This window comes from Bradyrhizobium sp. Leo78 (assembly GCF_059512425.1).
Map to the genome: position 1 here is coordinate 14,044 of NZ_JCAMOT010000030.1, position 19,928 is coordinate 33,971.

At 63.6% G+C, this 19,928-nt stretch carries 15 protein-coding genes; 11 read left to right on the plus strand and 4 right to left on the minus strand.

All coding sequences use genetic code 11. The features are described 5' to 3' along the window. Positions 1–32 precede the first annotated feature (32 nt). From cobT to AC5ZG1_RS30220, 9 genes are all read left to right on the plus strand, one after another. The gene (cobT, locus tag AC5ZG1_RS30180; RefSeq protein WP_496134979.1) at positions 33–1,934 is read left to right on the plus strand and encodes a cobaltochelatase subunit CobT; all 1,902 of its coding nucleotides are present in this window, start codon (positions 33–35) and stop codon (positions 1,932–1,934) included. 177 nt (positions 1,935–2,111) lie between these two features. Next, on the plus strand, positions 2,112–3,182 hold the full coding sequence (locus tag AC5ZG1_RS30185) for an esterase-like activity of phytase family protein (protein WP_496134980.1): 1,071 nt from the start codon (positions 2,112–2,114) through the stop codon (positions 3,180–3,182). A 91-nt stretch (positions 3,183–3,273) separates the two neighbouring features. Further along, the gene (locus AC5ZG1_RS30190; protein ID WP_496134981.1) at positions 3,274–4,230 is read left to right on the plus strand and encodes a Bug family tripartite tricarboxylate transporter substrate binding protein; all 957 of its coding nucleotides are present in this window, start codon (positions 3,274–3,276) and stop codon (positions 4,228–4,230) included. Positions 4,231–4,301: 71 nt separating this feature from the next. After that, on the plus strand, positions 4,302–5,414 hold the full coding sequence (locus AC5ZG1_RS30195; RefSeq protein ID WP_456641450.1) for an NADH:flavin oxidoreductase/NADH oxidase: 1,113 nt from the start codon (positions 4,302–4,304) through the stop codon (positions 5,412–5,414). 150 nt (positions 5,415–5,564) lie between these two features. Then, entirely contained in the window at positions 5,565–6,665 is a 1,101-nt protein-coding gene (locus AC5ZG1_RS30200) for an LLM class flavin-dependent oxidoreductase (protein WP_028164237.1), read from the plus strand. Between the two features lie 317 nt (positions 6,666–6,982). Further along, positions 6,983–7,402, plus strand: coding sequence for a hypothetical protein (locus AC5ZG1_RS30205; protein WP_028164238.1), 420 nt, complete (start codon positions 6,983–6,985; stop codon positions 7,400–7,402). A gap of 113 nt (positions 7,403–7,515) precedes the next feature. Further along, positions 7,516–7,836: a hypothetical protein gene (locus AC5ZG1_RS30210; RefSeq protein WP_496134983.1), complete on the plus strand. Its 321-nt coding sequence runs from the start codon at positions 7,516–7,518 to the stop codon at positions 7,834–7,836. A gap of 288 nt (positions 7,837–8,124) precedes the next feature. Further along, the gene (locus tag AC5ZG1_RS30215; RefSeq protein WP_496134984.1) at positions 8,125–11,544 is read left to right on the plus strand and encodes an acyl-[ACP]--phospholipid O-acyltransferase; all 3,420 of its coding nucleotides are present in this window, start codon (positions 8,125–8,127) and stop codon (positions 11,542–11,544) included. Positions 11,545–11,784: 240 nt separating this feature from the next. Further along, a complete protein-coding gene (locus tag AC5ZG1_RS30220; protein ID WP_496134985.1) occupies positions 11,785–12,747 on the plus strand; it encodes an alpha/beta hydrolase in 963 nt (320 codons plus the stop codon). A gap of 3 nt (positions 12,748–12,750) precedes the next feature. On the opposite strand, the gene AC5ZG1_RS30225 is transcribed toward AC5ZG1_RS30220, so the two are convergent. Next, a complete protein-coding gene (locus tag AC5ZG1_RS30225; RefSeq protein ID WP_496135025.1) occupies positions 12,751–13,404 on the minus strand; it encodes a winged helix-turn-helix transcriptional regulator in 654 nt (217 codons plus the stop codon). 258 nt (positions 13,405–13,662) lie between these two features. On the opposite strand from AC5ZG1_RS30225, the gene AC5ZG1_RS30230 reads away from it, so the two are divergent. Continuing rightward, complete coding sequence (locus AC5ZG1_RS30230) at positions 13,663–14,820, plus strand: acyl-CoA dehydrogenase family protein (protein WP_496134986.1); 1,158 nt, start codon at positions 13,663–13,665, stop codon at positions 14,818–14,820. A gap of 352 nt (positions 14,821–15,172) precedes the next feature. Here AC5ZG1_RS30230 and AC5ZG1_RS30235 read toward each other — a convergent pair whose 3' ends face one another. Together AC5ZG1_RS30235 and AC5ZG1_RS30240 are read right to left on the minus strand one after the other, a co-directional pair. Further along, positions 15,173–16,501 carry an OpgC domain-containing protein gene (locus AC5ZG1_RS30235; protein ID WP_496134987.1) on the minus strand — a complete coding sequence of 443 codons (1,329 nt, stop codon included), beginning with the start codon at positions 16,499–16,501 and terminating at the stop codon, positions 15,173–15,175. A gap of 81 nt (positions 16,502–16,582) precedes the next feature. Continuing rightward, positions 16,583–16,783, minus strand: coding sequence for a hypothetical protein (locus AC5ZG1_RS30240; RefSeq protein ID WP_496134988.1), 201 nt, complete (start codon positions 16,781–16,783; stop codon positions 16,583–16,585). A gap of 479 nt (positions 16,784–17,262) precedes the next feature. Between AC5ZG1_RS30240 and AC5ZG1_RS30245 the strand changes: the two genes are divergently transcribed. Next, positions 17,263–18,243 (plus strand): helix-turn-helix domain-containing protein, encoded by a 981-nt coding sequence (locus tag AC5ZG1_RS30245; protein ID WP_496134989.1) that lies wholly within the window; start codon positions 17,263–17,265, stop codon positions 18,241–18,243. A 327-nt stretch (positions 18,244–18,570) separates the two neighbouring features. Here AC5ZG1_RS30245 and AC5ZG1_RS30250 read toward each other — a convergent pair whose 3' ends face one another. Then, positions 18,571–19,770 (minus strand): ABC transporter substrate-binding protein, encoded by a 1,200-nt coding sequence (locus tag AC5ZG1_RS30250; RefSeq protein WP_496134990.1) that lies wholly within the window; start codon positions 19,768–19,770, stop codon positions 18,571–18,573. Positions 19,771–19,928: the final 158 nt, after the last annotated feature.

The window sequence follows — 19,928 nt, forward strand, 5'->3', positions numbered from 1 at the left end:
CCCGCCTTCGCGGGGACGACGGTGAGAGCGAGATGACCGCATCATCCAACAGCAAATTCCGCAACACGAAGGAAGCGCCGACTGAGCCGTTCAAGCGCGCGGTGACGTCGTGCCTGAAGGCGATCGCGAAGACGCCGGAGCTCGAAGTTTCCTTCGCCGCCGAGCGACCGGGGCTTGCGCCCGGCAAGGCGCGGCTGCCGGAGCCGGCGCGCAAATTGACCAAGCGTGACGCTGCGATCGTGCGGGGACACGCGGACTCCATCGCGCTGAAGCTCGCCTGTCACGATCCCAAGGTGCATCGCAAGCTGATCCCGGGCAATCCGCAGGCGCGCGGCGTGTTCGAGGCGGTCGAGCAGGCGCGCGTCGAGGCGATCGGCTCGCGGCGGATGGCGGGCGTTGCGAAAAACCTCAACGCGATGCTCGACGATCATTTTCATCGCGGCAAGTATGACGAGATCACCGACCGCGCCGATGCGCCGCTGGCGGATGCGCTGGCGATGCTGGTGCGCGAGCGACTGACCGGATTGGCGCCCCCTCAGGCTGCGCGCAAGATGGTCGACCTTTGGCGCCCGCTCTTGGAAGACAAGATCGGCACGCGGCTCGACAAACTGGCGCGCTTCACCGAGGACCAGGCCAGGTTCGGCGACCTCGTGCATGATCTGTTGTCGGCGCTCGACCTCGGCGACGAGCGCGACATGGACTCCGACGAGGACGACAACCAGGATGAAAATCCGGATGGCGAGAGCGATCAGTCCGGCGCCGAAGGCTCGCCTGATTCCGATGCCGCGCAGGAGATGAGTGCCGACCAGGCGCAGACGACCTCGGAAGAGATGTCCGAGAGCGCGATGGAAAGCGCGCAGGCGTCCACCAGCGACACTTTCGACGACGGCGAGCTCGGCGACGATGAGACGCCGGGCGAGGCGACGCGGCCGAATACGCGTGGCAGCAATGAGCCGCGCGGTCCCGAATACCACGCGTTTGCACCGAAATTCGACGAGATCGTCGCCGCCGAAGACCTTTGCGACCATGACGAGCTGGAGCGTCTGCGCTCCTATCTCGACAAGCAGCTCGCGCATCTGCAAGGCATCGTCGCGCGGCTGGCCAATCGGTTGCAGCGCCGCCTGATGGCGCAGCAGAACCGCGCCTGGGAATTCGACCTCGAAGAAGGGATACTCGATCCCGCGCGCCTGTCGCGCGTCGTCACCGATCCCTATCACCCGTTGTCGTTCATGCGCGAGAAGGAAGCGACCTTCCGCGACACCGTGGTGACGCTGCTGCTCGACAATTCCGGCTCGATGCGCGGCCGTCCGATCACGGTCGCCGCCACCTGCGCCGATATCCTTGCGCGCACGCTGGAGCGCTGCGGCGTCAAGGTCGAGATCCTCGGCTTCACGACGCGCGCCTGGAAAGGCGGGCAGTCCCGCGAAGCCTGGCTCGCCGCCGGCAAGCCGGCGAATCCCGGCCGGCTCAACGATCTCCGTCACATCATCTACAAGTCAGCCGATGCGCCGTGGCGGCGGGCGCGGAAGAATCTTGGCCTGATGATGCGCGAAGGCCTGCTCAAGGAGAACATCGACGGCGAGGCGTTGGACTGGGCGCACAAGCGCCTGCTGGCTCGTTCCGAGCAGCGCAAGATCCTGATGATGATCTCCGACGGCGCGCCGGTCGATGATTCCACGCTGTCGGTCAATCCCGGCAACTACCTCGAGCGGCATCTGCGCCACATCATCGAGGAGATCGAGACCCGCTCGCCGGTCGAATTGATCGCGATCGGCATCGGCCATGACGTCACGCGCTATTATCGCCGTGCCGTCACCATCGTCGATGCCGAAGAGCTCGGCGGCGCCATCACCGAGAAGCTCGCCGAACTCTTCAGCGAAACTCATGGCCCGGCGCCCGTCGCTGACCGCCGGCCGAGGCGGCTGCATTCTTAGTGATTCTCTCGATGATGCCGCGAGCTCCGATCCACCTCTCCCCTAGGGAGAGGTCGCGCCGAAGGCGCGGGTGAGGGGTTCAGGTCCCTCGATAGACCGTAACCCCTCACCCGATTTGCTGGCGCAAATCGACCTCTCCCTACGGGAGAGGTGAAAACGGTAGCGGATTCCAAATCCATGTCCCCGACGCTCTCCCGCCGTCGTTTTCTCGCTAGCGCCGCGGCGGGGCTTTCGGCCGCCGCATTGCCGCATCTGGCGCTCGCTCAAACTGCTATTGAGCCGCCGACGAAGCCGATCCTGCCGAGCGAGTCCACGGTGGCGGCGCCGGTCTCGATCGACGTCAATGCGCGGCCGCTGTCGTCCTTCGACATCCGCGATCGCGCGCATGTCAGGTTCGGCGCGCTGGAATATCGCAGCGGGTTGGTGCTGACTTCCTCCTTTCGCGGCTTCGGCGGCCTGTCGGCGTTGCGGCTCGACGCCAAGGGCGAACGCTTCATCGCCGTCAGCGACCACGGTAGCTGGTTCACCGGCCGCATCGTCTACAAAGGCCGCGAGATGACGGGACTTGCGGATGTCGAGGCGGCGCCGCTGCTCGGCCCCGACGGCAGGCCGATCACCGCGCGCGGCTGGTACGATTCTGAATCAATGGCGCTGGACGGCTCATTCGTCTATGTCGGGCTTGAGCGCGTCAACCAGGTGCTGCGCTTCGATTTCTCCAAGGGATTCACGCGCGCACGCGGCGAGGTGGTGTCGCTGCCGCCGGCCGCCAAACGGCTCCCGAACAACAAGGGGCTGGAGGCGCTGCTGATGGTGCCGCAAGGCCTGCCGCTGGCGGGAACCTTGATCGCGATCTCCGAGCGCGGCCTTGATGCGCAGGGCAACATCATCGGCTTCCTGGTCGGCGGCAAGACGCCGGGACAGTTTTCCGTTCGCCGCACCGACAATTTCGACATCAGCGACGCGGTGCTGCTGCCCTCCGGCGACCTGCTGCTGCTCGAGCGCAAATTCTCCTGGGTTGACGGCGTAGGCATTCGTATCCGCCGCATCGCACTTGCGTCCGTAATGCCGGGTGCCGTCCTCGACGGTCCTTCGGTCTTCAACGCCGATCTCGGCAACGAGATCGACAACATGGAAGGCATCGACGCCCACACCACGGCCGAAGGCGACACCGTGATCACCATGATCTCCGACGATAATTTCTCGATGATCCAGCGCACGCTGCTGCTGCAGTTCACGCTGGTGGAATAGAGGATTGGTCTCGGGGTTGGCAAACACACTGGCCCGCTCTGACGGAACGGTTCTTGCAACGCTGGGGCGTCAATCGAAACCGAGAGCCATGATGCGCAAGTTGTTCCCCATTCTCATCGCCGCGAGTTTGTTTGCCGCAGTTGCACAGGCGCAGACCTGGCCCTCGCGCCTGATCAAGGCGACGATCCCGTTCGGCGCGGGCAGTGCCACCGATGTTGTGCCGCGCCTGGTGTTCGATCGGCTCTCGGCAGAGCTCGGCCAGCCCTTCGTGATCGAGAATCGTGCCGGCGCTGGCGGCACGCTCGGCACCGGCCTCGTCGCCAAGGCGGAGCCTGACGGCTACAACGTGCTCGCGCATTCCTCGGCGCTGACGATTGCGCCGGCAATCTTCCCGAATCTCTCTTTCGACGCGACCAAAGACCTTTCATCCGTGCTGATGATCGGCTCCAGTGCCAATGTCATGATCGTGCCGAAGGAGCGGCCCTGGAAAACCATCCAGGATTTCGTTGCCGACGCCAAGGCGAAGCCCGGCTCGATCTCCTTTGGTTCGGTCGGCGTCGGCAGCGCCGTGCATATCAGCGCGGAAAAATTCCTCCTCGCCGCCGGCATCGAAGGCACCCACGTGCCTTATCGCGGCGGCCCCGAAGTGATTGCCGACATCCTGGGCGGGCGCATCGATCTCTATTTCTGCCCGCTCGCGACCGCGCTGCCCCTGATCCGCGACGGCCAGGTGAAGGCGCTGTTGGTGTCGACGCCGAAGCGCGCCGCCGATTTGCCCGATGTGCCGTCTCCGTCGGAGATCGGTTTGACCGGCGCCGACAGCATGAGCTGGTTCGGGATCTTCGTGCCGGCGAAAACGCCGCGTGAGATCATCGAGAAATTTCATGCGGCAGGGATGAAGGTGTTGAACGATCCGGCAACGCAGGCAAGCCTCAAGAAACTTGGTGTCGAGCCGATGCCGATGACACCAGCCCAGATGGACGATTTCATCAAGCGCGAGACCGTCGCTAACCTGCAGTTGATCAAGGCGGCCGGAATCAATCAGTAACCGGCAGGTTGAGGCGGGGCCGGGGCGTGGTTAGATAAGAAGGCAGTTTCCCTCCTATCCGGATCCCCCACATGAGCGCCCTGTTTTCCCCGATCGAGCTGCGCGGCCTGAAATTGCCCAACCGGATCATGGTATCGCCGATGTGCCAATATTCGGCAGACAACGGCGAGGCCAATGATTGGCATTTCACCCATATCAACATGCTGGCGCTGTCGGGCGCGGCGATGTTCTGCATCGAAGCCACGCATGTGGAGGCCATCGGGCGGATCACGCCCGGCTGCCTTGGACTTTATAATGACGCCACTGAGGCCGCGCTGAAACCGATCCTGGCCTCGGTGCGCAAACATTCGAAAGCAGCGGTCGCGATGCAGCTTGCGCATGCCGGCCGCAAGGGGTCGAGCCATCGGCCCTGGGACGGCGGGCAGTTGATCCCGCTGTCCGAAGGCGGCTGGCGGACCGTGGCGCCATCGGCAGTGCCGCACAAGGAAGGCGAGGCGGCGCCGCTCGCGCTGGATGAGGCCGGGCTCAAGCGCATCCGCGACGATTTTGTGACGGCCGCCAAGCGTGCCGACCGGCTCGGCATCGACGCGCTCGAACTGCATGGCGCGCACGGCTATTTGATGCATCAGTTCTTGTCGCCGATCTCGAACAAGCGCACCGACCAGTATGGCGGTTCGCTCGAAAACCGCATGCGCTTTCCGCTTGAAGTGTTCGACGCGGTGCGTGCCGCATTTCCGGATCGCAAGCCCGTCGGCATCAGGGTGTCGGCGACCGACTGGGTCGAGGGCGGCTGGGACATCGCGCAGACGATCGAATTCGCCAAGGAATTGAAGAAGCGCGGCGTCGACTGGATCGATGTTTCCTCCGGTGGCGTTTCGCCATTGCAAAAGATCCCGCTGGGTCCGGGATATCAGGTGCCGTTCGCGCAGGCTGTGAAAGAAGCAACTGGCGTCACCACCATGGCAGTCGGGCTGATCACGGAAGCGAAGCAGGCCGAAGAGATCGTCGCTTCCGGCAAGGCCGACATGGTCGCCCTTGCGCGCGGCATGCTCTACGACCCCCGCTGGGGCTGGCACGCTGCCGCCGAACTCGGCGGACAGGTTGACGCACCGCCGCAGTATTGGCGCTCGCAACCGTCGACGCACAAAGCGCTCTTCGGCGCGACCACGTTCGGAGCGCGGTAAATCATCACCGTTATTGCGAGCGAAAGTGAGACGGCTATCCCGCTCTGCAACGACGAAAGCCACTATTCCGCCGCAACCGGGGTGGGTACTCTCGCTTGTGCATGAGATGCGACGGCAAAGTCGCACCAGAAAACAAGCGAGAGGAAAGCCATGGAACTTGGATATTTCGCGATGCCCTCGCATCCGCCGGAGTGCGGATTGAAGGAGGGCCACGATTGGGACCTGCAGGTGCTCAGGTGGCTGGATGAACTCGGCTATCAGGAAGCGTGGATTGGTGAGCATCACACCGCGCCCTGGGAGCCGCATCCGTCTCCGGATCTGTTGGTCGCGCAGGCATTGCTGCAGACCAAGAACATCCGCATCGGACCCGGCGGCTTCCTGCTGCCCTATCACCATCCGGCTGAACTCGCCAATCGCGTCGCGATGCTCGATCATCTCTCCGATGGGCGACTCAATTTCGGTGTCGCTGCAAGCGGCCTGCCGAGCGACTGGGCGATGTTCAATGTCGACGGCATGTCCGGCCAAAACCGCGACATGACGCGCGAAGCGCTCGAGATCATCCTGAAGCTTTGGAGCGACGATGCTCCGTGGACATACAAGGGCAAATACTGGACGGTGACGAAGCCGGACACGATGTTCGATTTCCTCAAACCCCACCTCAAGCCGAAGCAGGCGCCGCATCCGCCGATCGGCGTCGCCGGCCTCTCCAAGAACTCCGATACGCTGAAGCTCGCGGGCGAGCGCGGCTTCATTCCGATGAGCCTCAACCTCAACCCGGCCTATGTCGGCAGCCACTGGGATTCGGTGGAGGCGGGCGCAGCGAAGACCGGCCGCAAGCCGAGCAGGCAGGATTGGCGATTGGTGCGCGAAGTCTTTGTCGCCGACACCGACGAGGAAGCCTGGCGGCTGTCGACCGGCGACATGATGGGACGGATGATGGGCGAGTACTTCCTGCCGCTACTCGGTCACTTCGGCTTCAAGGACTATCTGAAAGCCACGCCCGACGTGCCGGACAGCGACGTGAACGTCGAATATTGCGCCCGGCACAACTGGATCGTCGGCTCGCCCGCGACCGTGACCGAAAAGATCGAGAGGATCTATCAAGAGGTCGGCGGCTTCGGCGTGTTGCTCGTGTTCGGCTTCGACTACAAGCACAAGCCGGAAGCTTGGCACCACTCGCTGCAGCTGTTGAAGCAGGAAGTGCTGCCGCGGCTGAAGCATCTCGGCAGCGAGTTCGGCCGCGCCGCGTAGCGGCGTAGGGTGGGCAAAGCGACTACACCCACCGCAGCTCACCACAAGTGACGATGAAAGCGTGCCCACCATCACGAGCTGAGTGCTTGATGGTGGGTACGCGGAGCCTGTCATCGGGCGCGCGTTCGCGCGACCCGTTGGCTTTGCCCACCCGACGAGTCTGCAGAAAATCGATAATCGCGGTAATTAATCGCTGCTATCAGCGCAACTTGCGGTGAACGCGGGCCGCCGGACATGTGCAGCGCCACATGCGAACGGTATCTTTCACGCTATTCGAAAGAGGCGTAGCCTGATCATCATCATGGGGGATCGGCACGATGCGGTCCCGCGTACGAAAGTTCGCCCATGTTCTCGAGCGCCTTGGCCTTGCCATGGCGGGAGCCGCGAGCGGCCTGTTCGTGGCGGCCCTTGTCGGGTCAGGCATCGCTGCCTTTACGTCGCAGGGATTTCTTCTGCTCATGATGGTCTGCGGCGCAATCGGCTTCTATGTCGGCATCGACACGCCGCCACTGCCATTCCAGCCGCCGAGCGATGAATCCTCGCGCGGGAATATCGATGCGGCGGAATTCCTGAGCGCGTTCGGGACCTTCCTTGCGGCACTGGTCGCCTTCGTCTCGGTGGTCCTCATCGTGCTTCGCATCGAGCCGCACGTCGCCTGGACGGTTGCGGTCATGATCGGATGGGTGTTCGGCGTCGCCATGCAGATTGTCGCCGGCACGATCGCGCGCATGCGCTAGTCGAAGCTGGACATTCGATGGATTAATTTCAAGAAAAATCAGTGGCTTACCTCGTGGATCGGACGGTTTCCTGCCGACCGAGCATTCGATTTTCGGCCTCGTGAAGAAATTTCTTGAGCGTTGCTCATTTTATCGCTACACGCATGAGCGTTGCTCAAAATGATCCGGAGGCCGCTCACATGGAAACGCTTGTCCTGCAACTGACCCGGCAACTGACCGCGACCTTCTTCGAGGATGTTCTCAAGTCCGTCCTGGAATTTGGCAGGTCGATCGCCCGCGGCATCACTGCGCCGATCAATCGTATTGCCAACGCCTGCGACGTTGCCGGCGTGCTCGAACGCCGCCGGTTCGCAGCACAGATGCGGCGTCGTGCGCGGCAAATGCAGCGTCCGCGCGGGCGTTGGCCGTTCGGTTCGCTCAGCGAACTCACCTGAGACGGTCCAATTCGTCTCGATTGCGGAGCGGGTTCCTAACCAAGAAATCACCATGCTCCGCATGTCGCCGGCGGACGTGGCCGCCCCATAGCCAGGCACAAGGTCTCATACATGTTTGACGTGCATGGTCGGCCGAATGCCGCAACTTGCGACGTCGAACCGCGAGGCAATCAAGAACACTAATAGCAACGGCATCGCTGCTTAACTTTCGCTTTTCCTGACCCCGATAACCCCAAAACGAATTTTACAAGGCCAAGGTTTTCCGGCCGAACTGCCCAGGAACCGATTATGATCAAACAGTTGATGTCGTCGCGCCGTTTCGCGCCATTGTTCTGGGCGCAGTTCTTCTCGGCGCTCAACGACAACGTCCTGAAGAACGCGCTGGTCATCATCCTGCTCTATGGCGCCACCACCGGCGAGAATGCATCGCTGGTAACCGTTGCCGGCGCCGTTTTCATCTTTCCCTTCTTCGTATTGTCGGCGCTCGGCGGCGAGCTTGCGGACAAGTATGTGAAATCGGTCGTCGCGCGGCGGCTGAAATTCCTCGAGATCTTTGCCGCCTGTTTTGCGGCGGCCGGCTTCTTCCTGCATTCGGTGCCGCTTCTGTTCGCCGCGCTGGCGCTGTTTGGCACGGTCGCGGCGCTGTTCGGTCCAGTGAAATACGCTGTTCTGCCCGACCAGCTTTCGGTCGGCGAGCTTGCCACCGGCAACGCGCTGGTCGAAGGCGCAACCTTCCTGGCAATCCTGATCGGCACCATCGCCGGCGGCCTGTTCGTCGCGGGCGCGAGCCACATGGGCTGGATCTCGCTTGCCGTGGTCGGCCTGTCCGTTCTGTCCTGGGCTTTCGCCGCACGCATTCCCGCCAGCACGCCGTCCGCGCCCGAACTCGCCATCACCACCAATCCCTGGACGTCCACGGTGCGGCTGCTCAAGTCGCTCCATGCTGAGCCGCGCCTGTGGGACGGCATGGTGATCGTCTCCTGGTTCTGGCTCGCCGGCGCGGTCGTGCTGTCGCTGCTGCCCGCGCTGATCAAGGAAGGCGTTGGAGGCACCGAAGGCGTCGTCACGCTGTGCCTCGCGACCTTCGCGATCGGCATCGCCGCCGGCTCGCTCATTGCGGCCCAGCTCAGCCATGTCAGGCCCAATCTCGCGCTGGTGCCGATCGGCGCCATCATCATGGGCGTGGTCGGACTCGATCTTGCCGCGGCGATTGGCGCGACCGTGCCGGGCAACGGCGTGACCGCGGCGGCGTTCGCGACCTCGCTCAGTGGACTGCATATGCTGGTCGGTTTCTTCCTGTTCGCCATCGGCGGCGGCCTGTTCGTGGTGCCGGCGTTCGCCGCAGTGCAGGCCTGGACCGCGCCGTCGGAGCGCGCCCGGATCATCGCGGCCGGTAATATCCTGCAGGCCGGCTTCATGGTGGTGGGATCGCTGTTCGTCGCGCTGCTGCAATATGCCGGGCTTTCGATCGCCTGGATCTTCTTCGGCCTTGCCGTCGCAAGCTTTGGTTCAGTGTGGTTCGTGCTCAAGAAGTGGGGCAAGGAGGGTGTGCGCGACTTCGGCGCGCTCTTGTTCCGTGCGCTGTTCCGCGTCGAGGTTCGCGGCATCGAGAACCTGCCGCCCGCGGGTACGCGCATGCTGATCGCGCCAAACCATGTCAGTCTGGTCGACGGCCCGCTGCTGCACGCGACGCTGCCGATCGACGCCAGCTTCGCGGTCGATACGGGGATCGCGAGGGCGTGGTGGGCAAAGCCGTTCCTGAAAATGGTCCGTCACATCACCGTCGATCCGACCAAGCCGCTCGGCGCGCGTGATCTGATCAAGCTGGTCGCCTCCGCTGAACCTGTCGTGATCTTCCCCGAGGGCCGCCTGACCGTGCATGGCTCGCTGATGAAGGTCTATGACGGCACCGCGATGATCGCCGACAAGGCCGATGCCGTGATCGTTCCTGTCAGGATCGAGGGCGCGCAGCGCTCGCATCTCAGCTATCTCAAGAATGGCGAGATCAAGCGCTCCTGGTTCCCGAAGGTGACGATCACGATTCTGCCGCCGGTCAAGCTGCCGATCGATCAGTCGTTGAAGGGCAAGGCCCGCCGCAATGCCGCCGGCGCCGCGCTGCAGGACATCATGATCGAGGCCATGGTGAAGAACGCCATGCTCGATCACACGCTGTTCGAGGCGCTCGCCCATGCCCATCGCGACCGCGACACCGGCAAGGCGGTCGTTGAGGATGCGCTAGGCACGAAACTAACCTATCGCAAGCTCATCCTCGGCGCGCAGGTGCTGAGCCGCAAGCTCGAGCAGGGCACCGCCATCGGCGAGAATATTGGCGTGCTGCTGCCGAACTCGGCTGGCGTCGCCGTCGTCTTCATGGCTCTGCAGACCATCGGCCGCGTGCCGGCGATGCTCAACTTCTCCGCCGGCCCCGTGAATGTGCTCTCGGCGATGAAAGCGTCGCAGATCAGGACCGTGCTCACCTCCCGCGCCTTCATCGAGAAGGGTAAGCTCGACAAGCTGATCGCGGCGATCGCTCCTGAAGCGCGTATCGTTTATCTCGAAGACATCCGCGCCACCGTCAACGCGCTCGACAAGATCCGCGGCCTGTTGGCCGGCACCGCGCCGCGCGTTGCGCGGAGGGCCGATGATCCCGCCGTAATCCTGTTCACCTCGGGCTCGGAGGGGACGCCGAAGGGCGTCGTGCTCTCCCACCGCAACATCCTGGCCAATGCGGCGCAGGCGCTGGCGCGGGTCGACGCCAATGGCAACGACAAGGTGTTCAACGTGCTGCCGGTGTTCCACTCGTTTGGCCTCACCGGCGGGATGATGATGCCGCTGCTCGCGGGGATTCCGATCTTCATGTATCCTTCGCCGCTGCATTACCGCATCGTGCCGGAACTGATCTATCAGACCGGCGCCACCATCCTGTTCGGCACCGACACCTTCCTCGCCGGCTATGCCCGCTCGGCGCATGCTTACGACTTCCGCACGCTGCGGCTGGTGCTGGCGGGCGCGGAGGCGGTGAAGGATCGCACGCGGCAAGTCTACATGGAGCGCTACGGCATCCGCATCCTCGAAGGCTATGGCGTCACCGAGACTGCGCCGGTGCTTGCCATGAACACGCCGATGGCGAACCGCCCCGGCACCGTGGGCCGGCTTTCGCCTCTGATGGAGTACCGCCTCGATCCGGTCCCCGGCATCGAGGAGGGCGGCCGGCTCTCGGTGCGCGGTCCGAACGTGATGCTCGGCTATTTGCGCGCAGAAAACCCCGGCGTGCTGGAGAAGCTCGTCGATGGCTGGCACGACACCGGCGACATCGTCACCATCGATGCCGCGGGCTTCATCGCCATCAAGGGCCGCGCCAAGCGGTTTGCCAAGATAGCGGGCGAAATGCTGTCGCTGTCGGCGGTGGAAGCGATGGCGTCCGCGCTGTGGCCGCAGGCGATCTCGGTCGCGGTCTCCATTCCCGATGCGCGCAAGGGCGAACGCATCGTGCTCCTGACCACGCAGCGCGATGCCGAGCGATCTGCGGTGCAGCGCCAGGCCAAGGCGACAGGCGCCTCCGAGCTCGCCGTGCCGGCCGACATCCGCGTCGTCGACAAAGTGCCGCTGCTCGGCTCCGGCAAGACCGACTATGTCGCGGCAACCGCGCTTGCCAAGGAACTCGCTACCGCGGCGCCGTCGGCAGAGCCGATGGCCGACGTGGCGTAACGGGTCCCGCCTCTGGCGGGCCCGATGACAGGCTCCGCGACGAAGCAATCCATTTCTCCGCACGCGGAAGCATGGATTGCTTCGCGGAGCCTGTCATCGGGCGGCGCCGCGCCGACCCGTTGGCTCGCAATGACGATGGCTGAGGCGGTTGTCCTTCCCGCGTTCCTGTTGTCCAATAAGCTCATAACCAACAACACTCGGGCGGCTCTGCGACGCCGGCCGGAATTTTGGAGGAACTCGATGCCTCTCCCGCTTGATCCCGTGATCGAGAAGATCATCCCGCTGCTGCCGCTGCGCGATCCTAAGACCATGACGCCGCAGAGCGCGCGGGAATCGCTGCGAGCGCTGGCCGCCGCGCGCGCCGAGATCCCGCCGCCGCCGGTCGAGCACGTGAAGGACGTCAACGTCGCCGGCGGCGCCGGGCCGCGGCCGGCGCGGGTCTATCGCAACGGCAGCGGGACCGCACCGACGGTCGTGTTTTTCCACGGCGGCGGCTGGGTCGCGGGCGACCTTGAGACTCATGACCGGCAGGCGCGCAATCTCGCTATCGAAACCCGCGCGGTGGTGGTCTCCGTCGACTATCGCCGCCCGCCGGAGACGCGTTTCCCCGGCGCGTTCGAGGATGCCTTTGCCGCGGTGCGCGACGTGGTCGGCCGCATCAAGGAATTCGGCGGCGACGTAGCCCGCGTCGGCGTCGCCGGCGACAGCGCCGGCGGCAATCTCGCAGCCGCCAGCGCGCTCGCCTGCCGCGATGCCGGGATCAGGCTCGCCGGCCAACTGCTGGTCTATCCCGTCACCGACGTCGTCGGCAATTTCGCAGACACTGCTGAGAATGCGCGGTTTCCGTCGCGGGCCGAGAACGCGGAAGGATATTTTCTGTCGCGCGCGGTGATGGAGTGGTTCTGCGGGCACTATCTCGAAGAACGCGGACATGGCGCGGATTGGCGGGTCTCGCCGTTGCGGGCGAAGGAGTTGAAGGGCGTTGCACCCGCCGTCGTCACCACCGCCTGGTTCGATCCGCTGCGCGATGAGGGCGTGGCCTACGCCAACGCGCTGCGCGAGGCCGATGTGCCGACCACGCATCATGACGGGCAGGGCCTGATCCACGGCTATTTCGGCCTCGTCGACGCCTCCGAGGCCGCGCGAGCCGAGGCGCAGCGCGCGCGGGCGGACTTCAAGGCGCTGCTCGACAAGGGCGCGTAAACGTCAGCCGACGGCGCGCACGCCTTTGGCGAACGGGCTCAAGCCCAGCCATTGCTGCATCGAGCGGGCGATCGCCTTGTCGCCGGTGAGCTCGATGCCGCCGTTTGCCACCTCGCGCTCGAGCGTGGCGATCCCCATCCATACCGCGGTCATCGTTCGCAGCGGGCAGGTCACATAGAGATCGACCTCGTAGCCGGGATCGGTCAGGCAGAGGTCGACGGTGGCGCCGTCGATCACGAGCCACCAGGATTTGCGCTCGCCCGACAGCTCCGGATAGATGAAGTTGATGGTGCAGCGGCGCGGCGGCAGCGGCTCGGGGCGGAGGTTCCGCCGCATGTCCCACATCAAAAGTGAGGGATCGAGGTTCTTCAGCGACAGCGAGGACTCGACCCAGCGCTGGGCCCAGAAGCCAAGCGACATGATCACCTCGCGCAAATCCTCGCCGGCCTGCGTCGGCCGATAATCCATCACGTCCGGCTGGCCCGATGGCGTCACGCTGATCAGCCCGGCCACCTCCAGCTCCTTCAGCCGCTTCGACAACAGCGAGGGTGACATCCGCGGCACGCCGCGCCGGAGGTCGTTGAAGCGCGTCGTGCCGCAGAGCAATTCGCGCAGCACCAGCACGGTCCAGCGATTGCAGACGATCTCGGCTGCCATCGCTACCGGGCAAAACTGCCCATAGCTTCCGCGCTCGGTCCTGTCAGGCAATCGGCTCCTCCTGAAATGCGGTAGTACAGGTATGCTAGCGCGGACCCGGCACCAGGCCGGAAGATGGCGCGAAAAATGTAAGCATTCCGGACGCTGTAGAGACCTCATCGATGGACACGGCGTCGCAGTACAGTTCCTGAACTGGAGCGCCCTTTGCGGCGGAATTAGGCTCTCCCACGGTGGATATTCTCAACGATGGAGAGTGTCATGAGCAGCAACGCAGCACACAGTTTCGATGCGTCAAAATCGCGCAGCGCGGTCGAGATCGCAGAGGAGCTCGGCCCGATTTTCGCGCGGCGCGCCGAGCAAGAGACGAACGAGGACAGGTTCGTCGCCGAGGATTTCGCGGACCTGAAGGCGGCAGGCCTCGTTGAAGCCGGCGTGCCGGCCGAGCTTGGCGGCGGCGGCGTCGAGGTCGACGAACTCGCCGAGATGCTGCGCACGCTGGCCCATTACAGTGGCTCGACCGCGCTCGCCTTCTCCATGCACACCCACCAGGTCGCGGTCCCCGCCTGGCGCTGGAAGGTGCAGAAGGCGGCTCCCGCGGAGCCGCTGCTGCGGCGCATCGCCAATGAGCGCATCATCCTGTTGTCGAGCGGCGGCTCGGACTGGATCGGCGGCTCCGGCCGGGCCGAGAAGGTCGACGGCGGCTATCGCATCACTGCGCGCAAGGTGTTCTCGTCCGGCTCTCCCGCCGGCGACCTCTTGATGACGAGCGCGGTGCTGGAGAGCGAAGGCGAGCCGGCGACCGTGCTGCATTTCGGCGTGCCCATGAACTCGCCGCATGTGAAGGTGCTCGACAATTGGCGCACGCTTGGCATGCGCGGCACCGGCTCCAACGATGTCGTGATCGATGGCCACATCGTGCCGGAGGCGGCGGTCGCAGCAAAGCGCAAGGCCGGCGAATGGCATCCGTTGTTCCAGATCATCGCGACCACCGCGTTCCCGTTGATCTACTCGGTCTATCTCGGCGTTGCCGAGAGCGCGCGCGACATTGCAATCGCGACCGCGAAGCGCAAGACGCCGGACCAGCATGCGATCCAGCTCGCCGGCCGCATGGATACCGAGCTCGCGGCGGCGCGGCTCGCGCGGGAATGGATGCTGGCTGCTGTCAGGCTCAATGCGCCGTCGGCTGCGACCGTCAATCAGGTGATGATGGGCCGCCAGCTCGTCGCGCGGCATGCGATCGCGGCGGTCGAATATGCGATGGAGCTCGCCGGCGGCGCAGGCTTCTATCGCGCAACGGGGCTGGAGCGGCGCTTCCGCGACATCCAGGCGGCGCGCTACCATCCGTTGCAATCGGGCCCGCAGGCGCAATATGCGGGAGCGATGGCGCTCGGTTTGCCGGTCGACCGGGTATATTGAGCACCGCGCTGATGAAGACGACCCGCGGTCGCGCGGCGTTCGTTGTTGCGAGGCAGGCGGTCCTTCACGCCGCCGCCGGCGTCGAATGGATTGCCGCCGCGCTTGCCGAGCACATGATGACGACGGCCCATGCCGGCGCGACGTTCTCGCTTCTGATGTCAAAGAACCGAGGCGATGCGCGCCGGCGTTCTCGCGGCGAAAGGCGCCCGAGGCTTGCGGCCGTTTCACCCTCTTGAGGAACGAACCTTAGGGTGGGCAAAGCGAAGCGTGCCCACCGCCACGAGCCGAGTACGGATGGTGGGCACGCTGCGCTTTTGCCCACCCTACGCTTCTGATTTTGCCCAGTGGACAGTCACACTCCGCTGTCGTCCCCGCGAAAGCGGGGACCCATAACCACAGCTGATCGTTGTGGCGCGAGCGAGCGGTTGCGGCGGAGCAGACTGCAAACGCTTGTGGTTATGGGTCCCGGGACCCGGCTGCGCCAAGACTTCGCCGCGGCGCGCAACCTTGGGACGGCGGGAGGGGGCTCGGTCGGCTGCGGCTGCCTCCAGGTTTTGATCCTGATCGAGCTCAGCAGGATCGCGGCGACGATCATCACCAGGATTCCGCCAAGGCTGACCGCGATCTGCATCGACAGCCCATCCGAGATGTCGAGCAGCGCCACGTGGCTGGCGAACGCCAGCAGAACGCCGAGGCAGTAGATTGGAAGCGAGTTCGCGCCACAGCGTATCGCGCCGCGCATCACCGGCGTCGCCAGCCCTCGCCAATTGTGAGGCACAAACCATACGGCCAAAACCGCAACAGCAAGAAAATGGAGCAGTCGAAATGGACTGAGATTCGATTTGTCGATTGGGAAAAGCAGATTCGTCAGGGTCTGCGGGACCAGCGGTTCCAGCGACGTCATGCGCGAGCTCAATGCGATAACCAGGCTGAAAACCAGATAAAGAACGGCCAGGACCAGCGCCGCGCGCGAGGTCACCCACGGCCGAAATCTGTTTCCCTCGATGACCCACCAGGCGCCAAGCACAAGCAGAAGCTGCCAGGCAAGTGGATTGAAGAACCAGACGTTGTGCGGCCAGGCGGGGACGCTCCAGCCGAAGACGCGCACGAGCCCATAAAGCAACACCGAGGCGCAAAGCGTCACGTTCGGTATTCGCAACAACAGCCACAGAAGCGGCGCGAACAAGACGTGATAAATCACGAAAACCGGCAAGATGTCGGTGTTGACGGGACGGTATTGCAGGATCGCAGCATGCGCGAGCGCCGCGCCCGGATGCTCCAACAGGATGCGCGTATTGGTCTCGTCAGCAAGATGGTCGCGGCCTGCAAGGTAAACCATGATGACGCAAGCGAGCGTGAGGAGCAAAGATGCAGCATATATGTCCCATCCTCGCCGCAGCGAACGGCCGAGCACGCCGCTCCAGCCCTCGCGCTGACGTGCCCTTCCGTAGGCCAGCGCACAGGTGACGCCCGACATGAACATGAATACTTCCGCGGCATCGCTGAAGCCGTAGTGCCGCAGTGTCAGCCAACTTCCGATGTTGCCGGGGACATGGTCAAGAAAAATGCACCATAGTGCGATGCCGCGGCAGGCATCGATCCGCAGGTCGCGGCCAAACCCCTCGAGTTCCGGCGGCGACTCGTCAGCCGATCGCTTGGAGATGTGAGTTCGATCATGCATTTGGTTACCCTGTCCAGCGTGCGGGCGCGCTCTCGGTGGGACACAGGTCGACGAGACAGCCGATGCGGTTACAAGGCCCGGCTATCGGATGGCTTGGGCTTCTTCCGTGGCGGGTCCGCCGTCCCCACCGCTAACCCGATCACCAGGGCCGGGACGATCGCTGGCGTCCCAATTCGCTTTCCGGACTTCGTCGCTCGCAACCGGGATCAGAAGCTGCTGCCGCATTTCGGCGAGGCGGGCGCGGCAATATTCGCGGTAAAGCAGGTCTAATATGATGGACATGATCGAATCCTCGCTTGATCATCACCGTCGACATCCCACGCATTTCGCCCGCGGCCGAAAATGACCTGTGCCGGGGAAGGATCTGCAGATCGATCTGCACCGCGGATCGTTGAGTTCGATCAATCGCGAACAAATTAGTAAAGCTGGACCCGCGCTTGCTGGCGCCAGCAATTTTTGAAAATGGACGTGGTGGCGGCAACGAGAAATAGAGCTATCACGGCTATCTCTCCTTAAAGGAGATTTTTGGCGTCACGACTCTCTTAAGAATAACTATGGGACTGATTTTCCGGCCGCCAAGTGAGCCAATTCACAACAGTATCGATCACGGGTGAGTGAGAGTAGCAGGCGGACGCTGTCGTTTCTTGGACTACTGCGCACCGCGTAACGGAAGGTTGGTGCGCGAATAGCAAACTATAATGCCAGCAGTCGTTTGTTGGAGCACTTTGTCCGAATATTTTATCAAAGCTGGGAGAGTTGCCATGTCTAGCGGCCCAGCCGATTTCGTATCGTATCGATTCTCGACGCGCGAGCTCCCGGAGCGGATGCGCATCCCGATATGGCGCGAGAAGTTTGGTCGAACCATAGTCCGCGCCGATATCGAGCCGTCATCGGAGGTGCCGTTTCAGGCCGAAGCGGCACTACACGCCCTTCAGGGGTTGCGCATGCTGTCCTTGAAGGGCTCTGCAATGCGCTTCAGGCGGTCACAAACGAACATTGTTGATGGTGATGACTCGATCGGCCTCATCGTCAGTCTGCCCGGCAGGAGTCAGCTGTCGCAGCGCGGCCAGGAGTTCGAGCTCCGCGGCGGCGATGCAATTGCTATCCTGCATTCGGAACCTGTCACTGTCACCTATCTGGAAGGATTGCAATTTGGTCTGGCCTTGCCGCGCGATGCGCTTGCCTCGCGCGTGACTGGTGTCGACGACCTCACCATGCGGCCGATTCATCGCCGGACCGAAGCGCTTCGACTTCTCATGACTTATGTGAAGTTGGCATTGAAGGAGGGCGCGCTAGCTGCCCCTAAGCTACGTGATACGATCGTTAGTCACATCCACGATCTCGCGGCGCTTGCAATGAGCGAGCACGCTCCCTTGGGTGAGAGCAACGCGAGCGCAGTCATGGCTGCGCGCCACAGCGCCGCCCTCGACCATATCGCGGCGCACTTTCAGGACCCGGAGCTCACCCTTGAGGTGGTAGCCGATAGGCAGGGCATCTCTCCTCGTTATCTGCAGCGCCTGATGGCGACATCCGGGACGTCGTTCACGGGACGCGTGAATGAGTTACGGCTGCAAAAGGCGTTCATGCTGCTGAGCGAGGCCCACGACAACGCGCGGCGCATTTCCGACATCGCGCTGGAAGTCGGCTTTTCGGATATTTCGCATTTCAACCGACTATTCCGCGCCCGCTTCGGCGATTCGCCACGCCGCGTGCGCAGAGCCGGTGGGAGTAATGGTGAGTGACACGTGACCCCGATCCGCGAGTCGTGCGGCGCTGGCGTCGCGCAACACTTGCATCTGTCGTAGGGTGGGCAAAGCGCAGCGTGCCCACCGCCACGAGCTGAGTGCGGATGGTGGGCACGCTTTCGCTTTGCCCACCCTACGTTTCTGGTTTGCCGGTCAGGCGATCACACTCCGCTGCCGTCCCTGCGAAAGCAGGGACCCATAACCACAGGATCTCGTGTGGGCGTTCACTGTAACTCCGAGTCTCGCGCCACACTTGCGGTCGTGGTTATGGGTCCCGGGTCGCGCTTCGCTTGCCCGGGACGACGGGGAGGAGAAAGCAACGCCTCAATCGTTGCCGATGGTTTCGCCGAACAGCTCCCAGGTTTCGCCATTGAAGCGCTGCAGGCGCATGGCTTCGATCGGGAAGTAGTCGGTCGGTGATGTCTTGAGCTTGATGCCGGGCAGCAGCATCGGCAGCGTCGTGTCGAGATTGGCGGCCTGCTTCATGATGTTCTCGTGCGTCAGCTCGTCGCCGCATTGCCTCAGCACCTGCACCGTGGCTTCCGCCACGACATAGCCGTAGACGATGAGCTGGTCCTGCATGTTGCCGTCAGGGAAATAGGCCTTCATGAAGGAAAGCCATTGCTGGACATCCTTGTCGTCCTTCCACTGCGGATCGTTCGGGTCCTTCAGCGAGTAGGACGAGATGATCCCTTTCGCATGCTCGAAGCCGGCGGGCTTCAGCACTGAGGAGACCGAGGTCGAGGTTGCGGCCAGGAAGAACATATCCGGCTTCCAGCCGATCTCGCCGACCTTGCGGATCGCCTGCGCCGCCTGTTTCGGGATCGCATGCATGAACAGCACGTCGGCACCGGATGATTTCAGCTTCACGATCTGGCTGTCGATGGTCGGATCGGTGGATTCATACGTCGCCTCTGCCACGACCATCTTGGCGTGCTCCGGCCCCAATCCCTTCTTGAAACCGTTGCCGTAATCCTTGCCGGCGTCGTCATTCTGGTAGAACAGCGCGATCTTCGCGTCCGGCTTGTTCTTCAGCACGTATTTTGCGTAGACCGCAGTCTCGGCCTGGTAGGAGGGCTGGAAGCCGATCGAATAGGGGAAGTGCTCGTGGTCGCCCCACAGCGTCGCGCCGGCGCCGACGAAGAGCTGCGGCACCTTCTTGTCGTTGAGATATTTGCGCACGCTCAATCCCGTCGGCGTGCCCAGCGGGTTGAGGATCGCAGCCACTTCCTCCTGCTCGACCAGCTTGCGGGTCTGCTCCACGGTCTTCGGCGGGCTGTAGGCATCATCCAGGCTGATCAGGTTGATCTTGCGCCCGTTGATGCCGCCCTTGTCGTTGATCATCTTGAAATAGGCGAGCTGGGTCTTCGCGATGACGCTGTAGGCGGAGGCCGGCCCGCTATACGGAGAGGTCTGGCCGAGCCGGATCTCGGTGTCGGTCACTCCAGGCCCATATTTCTTCTCCGCCGCCGCGGCTGCCGATGTCACGAGCGCCGCGATCGCGACGAACGCCTGCCATTTCATTGTCTCTCTCCCTTGCTCTTGTTCTGCTTGTTATCGGATCGAGCGCGCCGCACGCGCGGCGTGTCGACAGGATGAGCAAACCAGCGGGCGGAGATCGTGACAAGCGCGCGGGCGGGGAGGTGGCGCCGCGGCAAATGCATGTGATTGGCGAGCATGCC

Bases quoted from the DNA above. Each gene is read 5' to 3' on its own strand.
- cobT (WP_496134979.1), top strand. From the start codon at position 33: ATGACCGCATCATCCAACAGCAAATTCCGCAACACGAAGGAAGCGCCG.
- AC5ZG1_RS30185 (WP_496134980.1), top strand. From the start codon at position 2,112: ATGTCCCCGACGCTCTCCCGCCGTCGTTTTCTCGCTAGCGCCGCGGCG.
- AC5ZG1_RS30190 (WP_496134981.1), top strand. From the start codon at position 3,274: ATGCGCAAGTTGTTCCCCATTCTCATCGCCGCGAGTTTGTTTGCCGCA.
- AC5ZG1_RS30195 (WP_456641450.1), top strand. From the start codon at position 4,302: ATGAGCGCCCTGTTTTCCCCGATCGAGCTGCGCGGCCTGAAATTGCCC.
- AC5ZG1_RS30200 (WP_028164237.1), top strand. From the start codon at position 5,565: ATGGAACTTGGATATTTCGCGATGCCCTCGCATCCGCCGGAGTGCGGA.
- AC5ZG1_RS30205 (WP_028164238.1), top strand. From the start codon at position 6,983: ATGCGGTCCCGCGTACGAAAGTTCGCCCATGTTCTCGAGCGCCTTGGC.
- AC5ZG1_RS30215 (WP_496134984.1), top strand. From the start codon at position 8,125: ATGATCAAACAGTTGATGTCGTCGCGCCGTTTCGCGCCATTGTTCTGG.
- AC5ZG1_RS30220 (WP_496134985.1), top strand. From the start codon at position 11,785: ATGCCTCTCCCGCTTGATCCCGTGATCGAGAAGATCATCCCGCTGCTG.
- AC5ZG1_RS30225 (WP_496135025.1), bottom strand. From the start codon at position 13,404: ATGGCAGCCGAGATCGTCTGCAATCGCTGGACCGTGCTGGTGCTGCGC.
- AC5ZG1_RS30230 (WP_496134986.1), top strand. From the start codon at position 13,663: ATGAGCAGCAACGCAGCACACAGTTTCGATGCGTCAAAATCGCGCAGC.
- AC5ZG1_RS30235 (WP_496134987.1), bottom strand. From the start codon at position 16,501: ATGCATGATCGAACTCACATCTCCAAGCGATCGGCTGACGAGTCGCCG.
- AC5ZG1_RS30240 (WP_496134988.1), bottom strand. From the start codon at position 16,783: ATGTCCATCATATTAGACCTGCTTTACCGCGAATATTGCCGCGCCCGC.
- AC5ZG1_RS30245 (WP_496134989.1), top strand. From the start codon at position 17,263: ATGTCTAGCGGCCCAGCCGATTTCGTATCGTATCGATTCTCGACGCGC.
- AC5ZG1_RS30250 (WP_496134990.1), bottom strand. From the start codon at position 19,770: ATGAAATGGCAGGCGTTCGTCGCGATCGCGGCGCTCGTGACATCGGCA.